This is a genomic window from Paraburkholderia bannensis NBRC 103871 (assembly GCF_000685015.1).
GTDB lineage: Bacteria > Pseudomonadota > Gammaproteobacteria > Burkholderiales > Burkholderiaceae > Paraburkholderia > Paraburkholderia bannensis.
This window is the reverse complement of sequence record NZ_BAYA01000004.1, coordinates 117,978-134,953: the sequence shown is the minus strand read 5'-3', so window position 1 is coordinate 134,953 and position 16,976 is coordinate 117,978. Positions and strand designations below refer to the sequence as shown.

The window sequence follows — 16,976 nt, the reverse complement described above, 5'->3', positions numbered from 1 at the left end:
AAAATTGATCGTTTTGTCCGCTCCCTTGTGTTGCCTAGGATTGTAGTCATCGAAGCAGGCCATTCGGAGACGGAAATGAGAGAAATTTCTTCAGATATCACGTTCGAAGTCGAGGCTAATCAAGTCGCATCGGTGCGCGTGTCGCGCAGCACCCGGCTGACGGTGCACTGCGGCGCGGTGTGGGTGACGCGCAGCGACGACACTGCCGACTATTGGCTGGAGCCGGGCCACACGCTGCGTTTGCGGCGCGGCGAGCGCCTGTGGATCGGCGCGGAGCAGGGTGCGGCGGCGTGGGTGGCGTTCGCGACGCCTGCGCGCATCAGCGAGCGCGCGCTCGACTGGGCCGCGCGGCAGGCGGCGCGCGTTGGGCTGCATGCGGGCGACGGCTGGCGCACGGTTTGACGCCGCGCGGGAAGCTGGGCAAAGGGGCCAAGGGGCCAAAAGGGCCAAAGGGCGGGCGCTCACCGGAAGGAGCGCCCGTTTCTGCTTTTTATGTGTTGCGCAAGAGACTTTCGGCCGCAGACCCCTCGGCGCGCTTGTCCCGAATTGGGTAAACTCCGGAAATCATGTGCGCCACCCCGGTTTCATCCCCGTCAATTCACTCCGACCCCGTGCTTGAACGCAGCGTCGATCCTGTCGATTCCGCCGATGTGGCCGAAGCGCCCGTGCTGCGCTGGCGCGGCACCGAGGACTACCAGACCAGTTTCGACGCCATGCGCGAGTTCACCGCGCAACGCGACGCGAATACGCCCGACGAAATCTGGCTGGTCGAGCATCCCGGCGTCTTCACGCTCGGCCAGGCCGGCAAGCCCGAACATCTGTTGATCGCCAATAGCGGCATTCCGCTCGTGCAGATCGACCGCGGCGGCCAGATCACGTATCACGGGCCGGGGCAGGTAGTGGCCTACCTGCTGCTCGACCTGCGACGCCGAAAACTCATGGTGCGCGAGCTCGTCACGCTCATCGAGCAGGCCGTGATCGAAACACTGGCGGCGTATAATCTCGCCGGTGTGCGCAAGGACGGCGCGCCCGGTATTTACGTGCCAGATGACGCCCAGGGCGACAGCGCCGTTCACCGTGGCGCCAAGGTTGCCGCGCTGGGCCTGAAGATCCGTAACGGCTGCAGCTATCACGGCGTGAGCCTGAACGTGTCGATGGATCTGAGCCCGTTCCTCGCGATCAATCCTTGCGGCTACGCGGGCCTTGAAACCGTCGATATGGCGACGCTCGGCGCGCGCGCGACATGGCGCGAAGCGGCGCAGACGCTGGCCGCACGGCTCGAAGCGAATCTCGCCGAACACGCCGCCGCGCAAGCCGCCAGGCACAGCGAGAGCGCGCAGGCAGAAGTACAGGCGGCACAGGCAGCGCAAGCAGCGCAGCAAGCAGAACCTCTTCCGGCAGCCGAAGCGGCTGTCGCAGACCCCGCGGCCGAAGCGGCCGCCGTGGACCCGGCCGCTCGCGCGGTCTGAAGGCGGGCAACCGCCACAACCGCAGGCTGGCGTTCCCCGGCGGCCTGACTGGATCGAAAGCATGACTGACGTAACCGCCAATACTGCAGCGACCCCCGCAGCGACTCCCGCAGTGAATCCTGCCGCAGACGCCGTTCCGTACGACGCGACCGCGAAGCAGAAAGCGCAAGCCAAGACCGCGCGCATTCCCATCAAGATCGTTCCCATCGAGAAGCTCAAGAAGCCCGAGTGGATCCGTGTGAAGGCGGCCACCGGTACGTCGCGCTTCTACGAGATCAAGAACATCCTGCGCGAGCACAACCTGCATACGGTGTGCGAGGAAGCGAGCTGCCCGAACATCGGCGAATGCTTCGGCAAGGGCACGGCGACGTTCATGATCATGGGCGACAAGTGCACGCGCCGCTGCCCGTTCTGCGACGTTGGCCACGGCCGCCCCGATCCGCTCGATCCGGAAGAACCGGGCAACCTCGCGCGCACCATCGGCGCGCTCAAGCTCAAGTACGTCGTGATCACGAGCGTCGACCGCGACGACCTGCGTGACGGCGGCGCCGGTCACTTCGTCGAATGTATCCGCCAGGTGCGCGAGCATTCGCCGGAAACCCGCATCGAAATCCTCACGCCGGACTTCCGCGGCCGTCTCGATCGCGCGCTGGAAATCCTCAACGCCGCGCCGCCCGACGTGATGAACCACAACCTCGAAACGGTGCCGCGCCTCTACAAGGAAGCGCGCCCGGGTTCGGACTACGCGCACTCGCTCAAGCTCCTCAAGGACTTCAAGGCGCTGCATCCCGAAGTCGCGACCAAGTCGGGCCTGATGGTCGGCCTGGGCGAAACCGAGGAAGAGATCCTCCAGGTGATGCGCGACCTGCGCGCGCATGACGTCGACATGCTGACGATCGGCCAGTATCTGCAGCCGTCGGAGCATCACCTGCCGGTGCGCTCGTACGTCCACCCGGACACCTTCAAGATGTACGAGGAAGAGGCGTACAAGATGGGCTTCACGCACGCGGCCGTTGGCGCGATGGTGCGTTCGAGCTATCACGCCGATCTTCAGGCGCACGGCGCGGGCGTGGTTTAAGCCGCTGCTCAGCCTCAGCCGTCAGTAAAAAGCCCGCCTCGCGCGGGCTTTTTTGCGTCTGGCGTTCCGGATTCCCGGACGTATTCAATCCGCATTTCTGGAAATCCGGATTACGGTTTTTCCGCGCTTTGGTAAAAGCCTTGTAAATCAAGGCTGGCGCGACAATGCGCCGCTGGCATCAACTTTGCAATACAGAAAGCGCGGCCACCCTCGGCCGCGACAAAAAAAACAGCAAGGAGACAGCCGATGTCCGATCACCCCATCTGGTTTCGCTGATTCCCCCCGTTTCGACCTGTCGCGGCAGGCGCTCGAATGCGCGCGGCCATCGGCTTAACTTATTGCAGGCACCCCAAGTGAAGAAACCTCTCCACAAAGTCCTCTATTTCCAGGTGATCGTGGCGATCGTCATTGGCGTCGTTCTTGGCCACTTCTGGCCGGCGCTCGGCATCGACATGAAGCCGCTCGGCGACGCTTTCATCAAGCTCATCAAGATGGTGATCGGGCCGATCATCTTCTGTACCGTCGTGACCGGCATCGCCGGCATGGAGGACATGAAGAAGGTGGGCCGCGTGGGCGGCAAGGCGCTGCTCTACTTCGAAATCGTCTCGACGTTTGCGCTGGTGCTCGGCCTGATCGCCACGCACGTGCTCAAGCCGGGCGCGGGCTTCAACGTCGACGTCAGCACGCTCGACGCCAAGTCCGTCGCGAGCTTCGCCGAAAAGGCGCACGGCCAGAGCTCGGTCGACTTCCTGATGCACATCATTCCGGACACGATTTTCTCGGCGTTCGCGCAGGGTGAAATCCTCCAGATCCTGCTGATCGCGCTGCTGTTCGGCGCCGTGCTCACGCAACTGGGCGAGCGCGGCCGCGTGGTGACGGAGTTCATCGACGGCATCTCGGGCGTCCTGTTCGGCGTCGTCAAGATCGTCACGAAGCTGGCGCCGATCGGCGCGTTCGGCGCGATGGCCTTCACCATCGGCAAGTACGGCGTGGGCTCGCTGCTGCCGATGCTCAAGCTGATCGGCACGTTCTATCTGACCTCGATCGTGTTCGTGCTGGTCGTGCTGGGCGCGATTGCGCGCATGACGGGCTTCTCGATCATCCGTTTCGTCTCCTACATCAAGGAAGAACTGCTGATCGTGCTGGGCACGAGCTCGTCGGAATCGGCGCTGCCGCAACTGATGCAGAAGCTCGAACGCCTGGGCTGCTCGCGCTCGGTGGTGGGCCTCGTGGTGCCGACCGGTTACTCGTTCAACCTCGACGGCACCAACATCTACATGACGATGGCCGTGCTCTTCATCGCCCAAGCGACCAACACCGACCTCACGTGGACGCAGCAGCTCACGCTGCTCGCCGTGACGATGCTCACGTCGAAGGGCGCGAGCGGCGTGACCGGCGCAGGCTTTATCACGCTGGCGGCGACGCTGGCCGTGGTGCCGACCATTCCGCTGTCGGGCATGGTGCTGATTCTCGGTATCGACCGCTTCATGAGCGAGTGCCGCGCGCTGACCAACATCGTCGGCAACGGCGTGGCGACGGTGGTCGTTTCGGCATGGGAGAAGGAGCTCGACCGCAACAAGCTGCGCGCCGTGCTGGCCGGCGAGTCGTCGGAAGTGAAGGAAAGCGCGGGCGCGTAAGTCCGCGCGTGCATGCAAGACCGGGCGGCGCGCTCAGCGTCGTCCGGGTTTGCCAGGCTGTCGTTGTACCCGCTGTACCGGCTGTACAGGCAGTAAGCGGCGCAAGCCGTTGGGCGGTGCGTTGTTCCCCTGCGATGCGCCGCCCACTATCTCTCCCGTCTTCCCCTGGCGCTCCCCGCCTTCCACGTTTCGGCCGCCTCGCGCGGTATGCGTGTGCCACAATCCCACCCATTCCCGCTCGATCATCCGGAAGCTTCCTCCGTGACGCGCCGTCTCGTCCTGCTGTTTGCGCTCGCCATCGGGCTCGCACTCGTGTGCGCGCTCGCGTGGACGCTCGCCTGGCAGACCGGCATCGACGCGCTGCGCCAGAACGCCGCCGTGCGCGGCGACCGCACGACGGCGGCGCTCAAGAGCACGCTGGAGCGCTACGAATCGCTGCCCTATCTGGTGGGCGCGCACCCGCTCGTGCAGGATGTGCTCGCCGATCCCAATCCCGAGCGCGTCGCGGCCGCGAACCGCTATCTCGAAGACGTGAACCGCCACGCGCGCGCGACGACGACCTACATCATCCGCGCCGACGGCATCTGCATCGCTGCCAGCAACTGGCGCGGCACGGACAGTTTCGTGGGCGTCGAATACCGCTTCCGGCCGTACTTCATCGAAGCGTCGAAGGGCGACGTGGGGCGCTTTTTCGGCATCGGCACGATCTCGCGCGATCCGGGCTATTACATCTCGCAGCCGGTGCGGCGCAATGGCCAGATCGTCGGCGTGGCGGTGGTGAAGCTCAATCTCGAATGGTTTCCCGGCTCGGACGCTTCCGAGCCGCTGCTCGTCACCGACGATCACGGCGTGATCTTTCTGTCGTCGGTGCCCGCCTGGAAGTACCGCACGGTGCGCCCGCTGCCGACCGACATCGTCGCGTCGATCGACCGCACGCGCCAGTACGCGCGCCAGGACATCCCGCCGCTGCCCGCGAGCGTCGAGCGCGTGCTGGAAGGCGACGCCGATATCGTGCGCATCGGCAGCGGCCTGCGCGCGCCGCGCTATCTGGAGACGCGCCGCGCGCTCGGCGAACCCGACTGGCATCTGGTGACGATGTCGCCGGTGGCGCCCGTGCTCGACGCCACGCGCAACGCGACCATCATGACGGGCTTCGGCTACGTGTCGCTGTGCCTGCTGGCGTTCTACTGGCGCATGCGCCGCGCGCGCGTGCGCGAGGTGGTGAAGAGCCGCGCGATGCTGCAAAAGGCCTACGCGATGCTCAACGACCGCGTGGCCGAGCGCACCGCCGATCTTTCGCAGGCCAACGAGCGCCTGCAACTCGAAGTCGCCGAACGCACCCGCACCGAACAGGAACTGCGCGCCACCCAGGACGAGCTGATCCAGGCGAGCAAGCTGGCCGCGCTCGGGCAGATGGCGGCGGGCATCACGCACGAGCTGAACCAGCCGCTCGCGGCGCTGCGCAGCTTCTCGGACAATACGCGCGTATTTCTGGAGCGCGGCCAGTACGACGCGGCGCACGAGAACCTGGAGGCGATCGGCTCGCTCACCGAGCGCATGGGCAAGATCGTCAACCAGCTCAAGCTGTTCGTCGGGCGCGCGAAGCCGCGCGGCCAGCGCTCGCCGGTGGCGCGCGCCGTGCGTAATGCGCTGGCGTTGCTCGGCAAGCGGCTCGAAGGCGTGCAGGTCGAACTGACGCTCACCGACGGCGACGCCGCGAGCGTGACGCTGGAGCGCGACGGCGAGTATCCCGAACTGGTCGCGCAATGCGACGATCTGCGGCTCGAACAGGTGCTCATCAACCTGATCGGCAATGCGCTCGACGTGGTGGCGGGGCTGCCTGATCCGCGCATCGCTATCGACGTGCGCGCGCTGCCGGCGACGCTCGAAATCTCGGTGCGCGACAATGGATCGGGCATTCCCGCCGATGTCATGCCGCGTCTGTTCGAGCCGTTCTTCACGACGAAGGAGATGGGGCAGGGCCTGGGGCTGGGGCTGGCGATCTCGTCGTCGATTGCGCGCGACTGCGGCGGCGCGCTCACGGCGCACAATGCCGATGGTGGCGGCGCGGTGTTCGTGCTGACGCTGCGGCGCTCGCGCGTGAATGCGGCGGCGGATGTTGCGGCAGGCACGTCGGGCACGCTGGATAAGCCGCGCGCGCAGCATTGAGGCTGCATCGGAATCAGAACAAGGAAGACGAACCAACATGGTCAGTTCAACGCCCGGCCGGGTGCTCTATATCGAGGACGACGAACTGGTGCGCCGCGCCGGGGTGCAGAGCCTGCAGCTCGCAGGCTTCGACACTGCGGGATTTGCGACCGCCGAGGCCGCGCTGCCGCTCGTCGATGCGGGCTTTCCAGGCATCGTGGTGAGCGATATCCGCTTGCCTGGCATGAGCGGGCTTGACCTGCTCGCGCAGTGTCACGAGCGCGCGCCCGATGTCCCCGTGATCCTCGTCACCGGTCACGGCGATATCTCGATGGCCGTGCAGGCGATGCGCGACGGCGCTTACGACTTCATCGAAAAGCCGTTTGCTTCGGAGCGCCTGATCGAAACCGTGCGCCGCGCGCTGGAGCGCCGCACGCTGATGCTCGAAAACCTCGCGCTGCGTCGCGAGCTGGCGGGGCAAAACACGCTCGCGCCACGCATCATCGGCAAGAGTCCGGCGATCGAGCAGGTGCGCCGGCTGATCGCGAATGTCGCGCCCACAGACGCCTCTGTCCTCATCAACGGCGATACCGGCGCGGGCAAGGAGCTGATCGCGCGCAGCCTGCACGAGCTGTCGCCGCGCCGCGACAAGCCCTTCGTCGCCGTGAATTGCGGCGCGCTGCCGGAGCCGATGTTCGAGTCGGAGATGTTCGGCTACGAGCAGGGCGCGTTCACGGGCGCGGCCAAGCGCCGGATCGGCAAGCTGGAGCATGCGGCGGGCGGCACGCTCTTTCTCGACGAAATCGAGAGCATGCCGCTCGCGCTACAGGTCAAGCTGTTGCGCGTGTTGCAGGACGGCGTGCTGGAGCGGCTCGGCTCGAACCAGCCGGTGCGCGTCGACCTGCGCGTGGTCGCGGCAGCCAAGGGCGACATGAACGAGCATGTGGCGGCGGGAACGTTCCGGCGCGACCTGCTGTACCGGCTGAACGTGGTGACGATCGGCTTGCCGCCGCTCGGCGAGCGCCGCGAAGATATCGTGCCGCTGTTCGAGCATTTCCTGCTGGATGCGGCGGTGCGCTACCAGCGGCCCGCGCCGCTGTTGACCGAGCGCGACCGCATGCGTCTTGCGCAGCGCGACTGGCCGGGCAACGTGCGCGAGCTGCGCAATGCCGCGGATCGCTATGTGCTTGGGATTCCCGACGATGTTGCGCCGCCGTCGCAGGCGGGTGTCGACGATGCGCTGCCGCTCAAGGAGCGCGTCGAGCAGTACGAGCGCGCGCTGATCGCCGATGCCTTGCAGCAGACGCATGGCGCGGTCGCCCAGGCCGCCGAGCGCCTGCAGATGGCGAAGGCCACGCTCTACGAGAAGATCCGGCGCTACGGGCTGGTCGCACGCCAGGAGAGCGAGACGCGCGGTTGAGCGCGCGCGTCGCGCAAAAGAAAAACGGCAGCGAAATCGCTGCCGTTTTGCATTGCGTCCGGGGTGGATCAGCGCCGCTTCAGGTCGCCAGCGCCTTCTTCAGCAGCTGATCGAGTTCCGCGAACTGCGGCTCGCCCACATAGCGCTTGAGGATCTTGCCGTTGCGGTCGACCACGAAGGTCGTCGGCGTGAGCTGGACGTTGCCGAACTGTTTGGCCGCCGAACCGTCGTCCATCGCCACCTTGAAGGGCAACTGACGCGTCTGCGCATAGTTGGCGACGTACATCGGCGCGTCGTAGTTCATCGCCACGGCGACGAACTCCAGGCCGTCGCCCTTGAAGCGGTTATAGGTCTGAACCATTTGCGGCATTTCCTGCATGCAGGTCGCGCAGCTGGTCGCCCAGAAGTTGATCAGGTAGACCTTGCCTTTGAGGTCGGCGGTCGAGACCTTCTGGCCCGACAGCAGCGTGAAGGTGGCGTCGGGCACGCGCTGCTGGCTGCCGAAGAAAGCAAAGTAGCCCGCGACGGCGATGGCGACGACAACGATCGCCGCGGCGATGTTGCGGATCGCGCCGGAGCGCGCTTTCGACGATTGCGGGGAATTCGGGGATGCTGACATGGGTGAAGCCTCAGGCGCCGACGGGCGCGCAACGTTGCTGATCTGGCGGAGCCAGTCTATCTCGCAATGGCTCGGGCGAACATTGTAGCGCCGAATTTCCCGGCATAGCGGTTGCGGCGGCACGCGCGGGCGCAGGCGCAGGATAATGTCCGGCGCCATCCTGCCCGACTACTATTGCGCCCCAATTACAAATCACATGTCCACCAACGCCCTTCGCTCGCTGGCCGCGAGCGCACTGCTTGCGGTGTTTTCCAGCGCATTGATCGCCTGCTCGCCCACTTATGACTGGCGCACGATTTCGAACAACACGAACGGCTACAGCGTGGATCTTCCCGCCAAGCCCGGTTCGGACGCGCGCAGCATCGACGTGAACGGCACGCCCATGCAGATGCACATGCAGACCGCCGAAGTAGGGGGCGCGGTCTTCGTGATCGGCACGCTCGATCTGCCCGACGCGCAACCGGCCACGCAGCAGAAGGCGCTCGCGTTCCTGCGCGACGGCCTGGCGCGCAATGTCGGCGACGCGCCTGACGCGCGTACCGTGGCCGTGCCCTTGGTGGCCGGCGGCAGCGTGCCGGGGCTCGATATGGAACTCACCGGCAAGGCGGGCGCCAAGGACGAGATGCGCACGATCCACGCGCGCCTGGTCGCGAAGGGAGCGCACGCTTACCAGCTGGCGATCGTGGGGCGCGAGCAGCCCGCCGTCGAGCAAGTCGATCAGTTCTTCCAATCGTTCAAGCTGTATTGAGGAGACCCGAGCGACCGCGTATTGGCTCACCCGATTGCGCCGCCGTTTGCGCGCCGAAGTGAAAGTGCTCTCCTGGGTTTACGAGCTATCTGCTGGATTTGATTGAGGGTTTACTGGTTACCCACAGGTTCTGTGGATAACTTTGTGGGTAAAACGGCGCCGCCGCCCGCAAAAGGCCTTGCTGTGGGCTTTTTGTTAGTTTTGACGGCAGCTCGTCGTTTTTTGAAATCTATAAAAATCAATGACTTGCGTTTTGAATCGGCGCGAAATGCGAATCGCATCTCGAAAGGCTGCCAACGCAACAAAGTGTGCATAAGTCAAGTCTTGACTTCGATTTTTTGATCCTTCTGACGGATTGGATAAGTTGCGGTGAGGGCGGGGTTTCGGTTGTCTGGGCGCATGAAGCGGGCGTGTCGAGGCCGAGCCAGTTGCGCTGAAGTGACGCGCGACGAGCCATGCCGATGGGTGAACCCACAGCCCGGTTGATCCGCACTACTGATCGCTGAACGCCCGCCGGTACTGCACAGCTTCCGCCACATGGGCGGCGTCGGGCATGGCGGCACCGGCGAGATCCGCGACCGTACGCGCGACCTTGAGCGCGCGATAGTAAGCGCGCGCCGACCAGCCGAAGCGCTCGCCTGCTTCGCGCAACAACGCCTCGCCTGCGCTGTCCGGGCGACAGACTTCATCGGTTTCCCGGCCGCTCAGCTCGCGGTTGGTTTTGCCCTGGCGAGCAAGCTGGCGCTCGCGCGCCGCTGCCACGCGCGCCGCGATCGCGTCGCTCCGCTCGCCGGGCGCGGTGGCGCGCGAGGCCAGTTCGGCAGGCGGCAAAGCGGGCAACTCGATCTGGATGTCGATGCGGTCGAGTAGCGGCCCGGAGAGCTTGCGCCGATAGCGCGCCGCGCCTTCGGGCGTGCAGCGGCAGCGTCCCGACGGATCGCCGCGCCATCCACACGGGCACGGGTTCATGGCGGCGACGAGCTGGCAGGCGGCGGGGAAGTCGGTCTGCCAGGCGGCGCGCGAAATGGTGATCGAACCGGCTTCCAGCGGCTCGCGCAGCGTCTCCAGCACGTGCCGGTCGAACTCAGGAAGCTCGTCGAGAAATAACACGCCCAGATGCGCGAGCGTGATCTCGCCGGGCTGGGGCGGATTGCGTCCGCCGATCAGTGCTGCTGCGCTCGACGAATGATGCGGCGCGCGAAACGGCCGACGGCGCCACTGCTGCGGCGAAAAGCCGATTGCACTGGCCGACAGCAGCGCCGCGCTGGCGAGCGCCTCTTCGTCGTTCATCGGCGGCAGCAGGCCAGGCAGTCGCGCCGCGAGCATCGACTTGCCTGCGCCCGGCGGCCCGACCATCAGCAGATGATGGCCGCCCGCCGCCGCAACTTCGAGTGCCCGTCGCGCGCCGCGCTGGCCAATCACGTCGGCCATATCGGGCAAAGGCGTGGTGCGCGCCGCGTCGAGCAGCGGCGCGCGCACGGGCGCGAGCCGTGCATCTCCGGCGCCCGCGAGATGGCCGCAGAGCGCGCGCAGGTCGGTGACGGCGTAGACGTCCACGCCGGGTACGAGGGCGGCTTCGGGGGCGTTGTCGGCGGGAAGATAGAGTTCGGGCGAAGGCGTCGACGCAGCGCCATCGATGTCGCCGGGATCATCGGCGGCATGCGCGCGCGCCGTGCCGCAAGCCATCGCGAACGCGCCGCGCATCGGTCGTACCGCGCCAGTCAGCGACAGTTCACCTGCGAATTCGCGCGCGCGGGTGAGGGCGGCGGCGGGAATCTGTCCACTTGCCGCAAGAATGCCTAACGCAATAGGCAGGTCGAAGCGCCCCGACTCCTTGGGCAAGTCAGCCGGAGCGAGGTTGACGGTGATGCGTCTGACGGGGAAATCGAAGCCGCAGTTCGAAAGCGCGGCGCGTACGCGCTCGCGGCTTTCGCGGACTTCGAGGTCGGGCAGGCCGACGATGGAAAACGACGGCAGCCCGTTGGCGAGGTGAACTTCGACGCTCACTTCGGGCGCGCGGCCAGCAGCCGGCGCGCGGCTTTTCACCACGGCAAGCGACATGGAAATCTCCGAAAGGCGGCGCACGCGCGGCGGTGTATCCGCTCGATTCGCATGCGCCAGGCTGGTGAAGCGCGTGCCCCTTTACGGTTCCATTGCTAAACCGTTACGGCTCGCTTGCCTTGATGAAGGTGAAATTGATCAGGAGGACTGTCCAGTCGAGCTGGCGCTGACCGGCAATTTCTGTTCGAGTTCGGCGACGCGGCGCTCCAGTTCTTCCAGACGCTGACGCGTGCGCACCAGCACCTGGGTCTGTGCGTCGAATTCCTCGCGCGTCACCAGTTCAAGCTTCGAAAAGCCTTGCGAGAGCATGGCGCGCACATTGCGCTCGACATCGCGCGCCGGCGAATTCTGCAAGAGTTCGCTGACCTTCGACTGTAGGTCGTTGAATACGTCGTTCGGTTGTTTCATTCGGTTTCCCCTTCGCTGCACAAAAAATGTGCAGATTTCGTTTCGACTGTGCCTCGCGCCGCGTCGTGATCGATCTTGGTGCGAGACCCGCGAAGCCCTCAATGCCCGTGTGCATATCTGGTGCGCGGCGCGCAAGCGCGAGCCGCGTGCCCGACATGACCCGCATTCTGCGCGCGCGGGCTGGCGTTGCGTGCGTCCTTCGCGGCCCGCCGCGCCTCGTTCTCACGCTTATCCGCGTGCATCTGAAGCGATCCTGCCGGGCCTGATCCTTGAGAACACTCTAGCAACTCTCGACTGGCGTTGCCACCGCTCAAGCCCTGCGCTGGCCGTTCGGCCAGGGGCTTGTGCGGCCCGCGCGGCGCGGACTTCGGCGTGCGGACGGGCATTGTCCACGGGATGCGCACTTCGTGCATTGAACTTCGTCGCAATCCCGCAAAGAGCGGCGCTCGATCAAATTGGCACGGGTGTTGCTAATAACCCCCCGCGCACCGAACAACGGCTGGCTCGCGGTGCGTCGGCGGGGCGAGACCCGCACCGCAGGCGCCCGTTGCAGAAGTGAATACGGGATGAAAGCAACCACAGCGAGGACTACATGAAACTGATTACAGCAATCATCAAGCCGTTCAAGCTCGATGAAGCGCGCGAGGCTCTTTCGGCCATCGGCGTCTCGGGGATCACAGTCACGGAAGTGAAGGGCTTCGGCCGTCAGAAGGGCCATACCGAGCTGTATCGCGGTGCGGAATACGTCGTCGACTTCCTGCCGAAGGTGAAGATCGAAGCGGCCGTGTCCGACGACATCGTCGACCAGGCGATCGAATCGCTCGAGCGCGCTGCCCGCACCGGCAAGATCGGCGACGGCAAGATTTTCGTCACCCCCATCGAACAGGTCATTCGTATCCGCACCGGCGAGACCGGCGCCGACGCTCTGTAATCGACCAGACAACGAAAGAGACAAGAGGAACCCCAGATGCGCAAACTTTTGATGTCCTTGCTGATGGCCGGCTCGCTGCTGGCTGGCGGCATCGGCGCCGCGCTGGCGGACGATGCGTCCGCTCCCGCAGCGGCATCGGCCGCCGTTGCTTCCGCGCCTGCCGCGCCCGCTGCAGACGCAGCTTCCGCACCGGCAGCCGCCGCTTCGGCTCCGGCAGCCGCAGCCAGCGCGCCGGCTGACGCATCGGCCGCTGCTGCAGCCGCTGCCGCAGCAGCACCGACCGCACCGGTCTCGGTCGATTCGTCGAAGATCAACTCGGGCGACACTGCCTGGATGCTGACTTCCACCGCGCTCGTGCTGTTCATGACGATCCCGGGCCTCGCGCTCTTCTACGGCGGCATGGTGCGCAAGAAGAACGTGCTCGCCACGCTCATGCAGAGCTTCGCCATCACCTGCGTCGTCACGGTGATCTGGACGGTGATCGGCTACAGCCTCGCGTTCACGCCGGGCGGCCCGTTCATCGGCGGCTTCTCGCGCGTCTTCCTTGAAGGCATGAACTACATCAAGGGCGACAAGGCGACCACGCTGACTGTGAGCCACCTGGCCACGACGATTCCGGAAAGCGTGTACTTCGTCTATCAGATGACGTTCGCGATCATCACGCCGGCGCTCATCACCGGTGCGTTTGCTGACCGCATGAAGTTCTCGGCGATGCTGGTGTTCATGTCGCTCTGGTCGATCATCGTCTACTCGCCGATCGCCCACATGGTCTGGGAACCGACCGGCTGGCTGGCAAGCGCAGGCATCCTCGACTTCGCAGGCGGCACGGTGGTGCACATCAACGCCGGTATCGCCGGTCTGGTTTGCTGCCTTGTGCTCGGCAAGCGCGTCGGTTATGGCCGCGAAGTCATGGCACCGCACAACCTGGTTCTCACGCTGATCGGCGCGGCCATGCTGTGGGTGGGCTGGTTCGGCTTCAACGCGGGTTCGGCAGTCGCGGCTGACGGCCGTGCCGGTTTCGCAATGCTCACGACGCAGATCGCCACGGCTTGCGCGGCGCTCGGCTGGATGTTCGCGGAGTGGATCGCCAAGGGCAAGCCGTCGGTGCTCGGCATCGCTTCGGGTGCTGTCGCGGGCCTGGTGGCTGTGACGCCGGCTTCGGGTTTCGTCGGTGTGATGGGCGCCATCGTGATCGGCGTGGTGGCAGGCGTGGTCTGCTTCTGGTCGGCAACGTGGCTCAAGCACAAGTTCGGCTATGACGATTCGCTCGACGCGTTCGGCGTGCACGGCATCGGCGGCATCATCGGCGCCATCCTGACGGGCGTGTTCGCGGTGCATGACATCGGCGGCGCCGACGGCAACGTGATCCTCCAGGTCAAGGGCGTGCTCACGACCCTCATCTACAGCGGCGTGGTGAGCTTCATCCTGCTGAAGGTAATCGACATGGTGATGGGCCTGCGCGTGACGGAAGAAGAAGAACGCGAAGGTCTCGACGTGATCCTCCATGGCGAGCGCGTCGAATAAAACGCAAGAGATTGCACGGGGTAGTGCAGTGCCGTAGCACAGTAGGGCAGTAGCAGTACTGGAGCACAGCGACTTGGGCCCGCCTTCATGGCGGGCCCTTTCTTTTTTGGGCGCGGGTTCTGCTCAGCGGCATCGAAGGCGAAAAAAGGGGGGAATAAAACGCGGACTTGCGCGTTACCCGGTTGAACCCGCCGTTTTCCCTGCGGTTGACCCTTCGATTCGTACGGCGCCATTGCGTCTGACGGGGCGCGCGGTTCAGAATGGATATTCGATGTGGATAACGGGGGCAGTACCGGCCATCACGGGGTGGCGGACGGCCGAATTCGCGACTAACTGCAAGTAACCCTATGGAATGTAAGGGGAAACATCTTGTAACCGGCGCAATCGTCCCCAGTTAAGCTCCCGGTTTTCCTACAATTCATCAGCTTTTGTCCGCGAGTAATACCTTATGGTCCCGCATCTGGTTACGGCGTTGAACGGCCCGCTCCTTGAGCTGGAGCAGCGCATCCTCGACGCGACGCCGGCCATCGAGCGCTGGTTCCGCCTCGAATGGCAGGAACACACGCCGCCTTTCTACGCTTCCGTGGACTTGCGCAACGCGGGCTTCAAGCTCGCGCCGGTCGACACCAACCTCTTTCCCGGCGCCTTCCATTGCCTGCCGATGGAAGTGCTGCCGCTCGCCGTGCAGGCCGCCATGGCCGCGGTCGAAAAGATCTGCCCGGACGCCAAGAACCTGCTCGTGATCCCCGAGCAGCACACGCGCAACGCCTTCTATCTGGAAAACGTCGCGCGCCTGGCAACGATCATGCGTCAGGCGGGGCTGAACGTGCGTTTCGGCACCTTCGACGAGAACATCGCCGGGCCGGTCACGATCTCGCTGGCCGACGGCCAGAAGATCGTGCTCGAACCGCTCGAACGCTCGCAGCGCCGTCTCGGCCTGAAGAACTTCGATCCGTGTTCGATCCTGCTGAACAACGATCTGTCGGGCGGCATTCCGTCGGTGCTAGAGAACCTGCACGAGCAATACCTGCTGCCGCCGCTGCACGCCGCCTGGGCCGTGCGCCGCAAGTCGACGCACTTCTCCTGTTATGACGACGTGGCGAAGAAGTTCGCCAAGATGGTCGGCGTCGATCCGTGGATGATCAACCCGTACTTCGCGCACGTGGAAAACGTCGATTTCGAGGCGCGCACGGGCGAAGAGCAACTGGCCACGTCGATCGATGCGGTGCTCAAGAAGATCGCGAAGAAGTACCGCGAGTACGGCATCACCGAAAAGCCCTATGTGGTCATCAAGTCCGACGCCGGCACCGACGGTCGCGGCGTGATGACGGTGCACGACGCATCCGAGGTCGCCGCGCTGACCAAGCGCGAACGTGCGAAGATGTCGGCCACGAAGGACGGGCTGGAAGTGCGCGACGTCATCGTGCAGGAAGGCGTGTACACGTTCGAGCACATCGGCGACGAAGTCGCCGAGCCGGTCGTCTACATGATCGACCGCTACGTGGTGGGCGGCTTCTACCGTGCGCACGGCAGCCGCGAGCGCGACCAGAACCTTAACGCGCCCGGCATGCACTTCGTGCCGCTCGGTTTCGAGCACACGGCGTTGCCCGATACGCGCGCCAAGCCCGGCGCCGCGCCGCCGAACCGCTTCTATATGTACGGCGTGGTGGCGCGTCTGGGGCTGCTGGCGGCATCGGTCGAGCTGGAAAAGACCGACCCCGAGGCGATCCAGGTCTAAGACCGGTTCAACGCGATAACAACCGCTGCTGCGCCCGCTCCGAGCGGGCGCAGCCGTCATCAAGGCCGGAAATTTCCGGCACAACATCCAATTTGCTGCAGGGACGACATGGACATTCTCTTCATCGCCGATCCGCTTGAGCGGTTCAAGATCTACAAGGATTCGACCTACGCGATGATGGCCGAGGCCGCGAAGCGCGGCCACACGCTCTACGCGTGCGAGCCGCAGCACCTCGCCTGGGTGAACGGCCACGTCGAAGCCGATGTGCGACGCTTCGAGATCGTCGGCGACACTTCCGACCTGCATCGCGAGACCTGGTTCAAGGACTCGCCGGACTCGCGCGCGCTGACCGGTTTCGACGCCGTCATCATGCGCAAGGACCCGCCGTTCGATATGGAGTACGTGACGTCGACCTGGCTGCTGGAGATCGCCGAGCGCGCGGGCGCGAAGATCTTCAACAAGCCGCAGGCGATCCGCGATCATTCGGAAAAGCTCGCCATCGGCGAATTTGCGCAGTTTGTCGCGCCGACGCTCGTGACGCGCGACGCCGCGCGCCTGCGCAAATTCCACGAAGAACATCAGGACGTGATCCTCAAGCCGCTCGACGGCATGGGCGGCATGGGCGTGTTCCGCGTGAAGGCCGACGGCATGAACCTCGGCTCGATCATCGAAATGCTGAGCCACGACGGCGCGCGCAGCGTGATGGCGCAGAAGTTCATCCCCGAAATCAAGGCGGGCGACAAGCGCATCCTGCTGATCGGCGGCGAGCCGGTGCCGTATTCGCTCGCACGTATTCCGCAGGGCAACGAGGTGCGCGGCAACCTGGCGGCGGGCGGTCTGGGCGTGGCGCAGCCGCTCACGGCGCGTGACCTGGAAATCGCGAAGACGCTGGGGCCGAAGCTGGTCGAGCGCGGGCTGCTGCTCGTGGGGCTCGATGCGATCGGCGACTGGCTCACCGAAGTCAACGTGACGAGCCCGACGTGCTTCCGCGAGATCATGGAGCAGACCGGCTTCGACGTGGCGGCCATGTTCATCGACGCACTGGAGCGTGCGGCGGCGTGAGCCGCAGTGCAGCGACGCGACGTCCTGCATAAAAACGGCTATAAATCGATTGAGGATTCCCTCGAATCGCGGAGGCGGGGCGCTTGAACCGGCTTGAATCCCGCCGCCGGGACGGCATCTTCTGGCTAAGGAT

At 65.1% G+C, this 16,976-nt stretch carries 14 protein-coding genes; 11 read left to right on the top strand and 3 right to left on the bottom strand.

Features of this window, described 5'->3' with window-relative positions; translation table 11 throughout:
• Positions 1-75 precede the first annotated feature (75 nt).
• The 6 genes from BBA01S_RS06635 (at position 76) to BBA01S_RS06610 (ending at position 7,752) form a co-directional block, all read left to right on the top strand.
• Positions 76-402, top strand: a complete 327-nt coding sequence (locus BBA01S_RS06635; RefSeq protein ID WP_027815745.1) for a DUF2917 domain-containing protein — start codon at positions 76-78, stop codon at positions 400-402.
• A 164-nt stretch (positions 403-566) separates the two neighbouring features.
• Complete coding sequence (lipB, locus tag BBA01S_RS40305; protein WP_084161901.1) at positions 567-1,469, top strand: lipoyl(octanoyl) transferase LipB; 903 nt, start codon at positions 567-569, stop codon at positions 1,467-1,469.
• Between the two features lie 61 nt (positions 1,470-1,530).
• A complete protein-coding gene (lipA, locus tag BBA01S_RS06625) occupies positions 1,531-2,547 on the top strand; it encodes a lipoyl synthase (protein ID WP_027815744.1) in 1,017 nt (338 codons plus the stop codon).
• Between the two features lie 353 nt (positions 2,548-2,900).
• Positions 2,901-4,184 (top strand): dicarboxylate/amino acid:cation symporter, encoded by a 1,284-nt coding sequence (locus BBA01S_RS06620; RefSeq protein WP_027815743.1) that lies wholly within the window; start codon positions 2,901-2,903, stop codon positions 4,182-4,184.
• 207 nt (positions 4,185-4,391) lie between these two features.
• Entirely contained in the window at positions 4,392-6,353 is a 1,962-nt protein-coding gene (locus BBA01S_RS40300) for a sensor histidine kinase (RefSeq protein ID WP_042296258.1), read from the top strand.
• 37 nt (positions 6,354-6,390) lie between these two features.
• Complete coding sequence (locus BBA01S_RS06610; protein ID WP_027815742.1) at positions 6,391-7,752, top strand: sigma-54-dependent transcriptional regulator; 1,362 nt, start codon at positions 6,391-6,393, stop codon at positions 7,750-7,752.
• 79 nt (positions 7,753-7,831) lie between these two features.
• Here the strand turns inward: BBA01S_RS06610 and BBA01S_RS06605 are convergent, their stop codons facing one another.
• Positions 7,832-8,371 carry a TlpA disulfide reductase family protein gene (locus tag BBA01S_RS06605; RefSeq protein WP_027815741.1) on the bottom strand — a complete coding sequence of 180 codons (540 nt, stop codon included), beginning with the start codon at positions 8,369-8,371 and terminating at the stop codon, positions 7,832-7,834.
• A 196-nt stretch (positions 8,372-8,567) separates the two neighbouring features.
• Between BBA01S_RS06605 and BBA01S_RS06600 the strand changes: the two genes are divergently transcribed.
• On the top strand, positions 8,568-9,119 hold the full coding sequence (locus BBA01S_RS06600; protein WP_027815740.1) for a hypothetical protein: 552 nt from the start codon (positions 8,568-8,570) through the stop codon (positions 9,117-9,119).
• 492 nt (positions 9,120-9,611) lie between these two features.
• On the opposite strand, the gene BBA01S_RS06595 is transcribed toward BBA01S_RS06600, so the two are convergent.
• Entirely contained in the window at positions 9,612-11,180 is a 1,569-nt protein-coding gene (locus BBA01S_RS06595) for a YifB family Mg chelatase-like AAA ATPase (protein ID WP_027815739.1), read from the bottom strand.
• A 138-nt stretch (positions 11,181-11,318) separates the two neighbouring features.
• The gene (locus BBA01S_RS06590) at positions 11,319-11,588 is read right to left on the bottom strand and encodes an accessory factor UbiK family protein (RefSeq protein WP_027815738.1); all 270 of its coding nucleotides are present in this window, start codon (positions 11,586-11,588) and stop codon (positions 11,319-11,321) included.
• A gap of 592 nt (positions 11,589-12,180) precedes the next feature.
• On the opposite strand from BBA01S_RS06590, the gene BBA01S_RS06585 reads away from it, so the two are divergent.
• The 4 genes from BBA01S_RS06585 (at position 12,181) to gshB (ending at position 16,843) form a co-directional block, all read left to right on the top strand.
• On the top strand, positions 12,181-12,519 hold the full coding sequence (locus BBA01S_RS06585) for a P-II family nitrogen regulator (RefSeq protein ID WP_027815737.1): 339 nt from the start codon (positions 12,181-12,183) through the stop codon (positions 12,517-12,519).
• A gap of 36 nt (positions 12,520-12,555) precedes the next feature.
• Positions 12,556-14,043 (top strand): ammonium transporter, encoded by a 1,488-nt coding sequence (locus BBA01S_RS06580; protein ID WP_027815736.1) that lies wholly within the window; start codon positions 12,556-12,558, stop codon positions 14,041-14,043.
• Positions 14,044-14,491: 448 nt separating this feature from the next.
• Positions 14,492-15,781, top strand: a complete 1,290-nt coding sequence (gene gshA, locus BBA01S_RS06575; protein WP_027815735.1) for a glutamate--cysteine ligase — start codon at positions 14,492-14,494, stop codon at positions 15,779-15,781.
• A gap of 108 nt (positions 15,782-15,889) precedes the next feature.
• Positions 15,890-16,843, top strand: coding sequence for a glutathione synthase (gene gshB / locus BBA01S_RS06570; protein ID WP_027815734.1), 954 nt, complete (start codon positions 15,890-15,892; stop codon positions 16,841-16,843).
• Positions 16,844-16,976 lie beyond the last annotated feature (133 nt).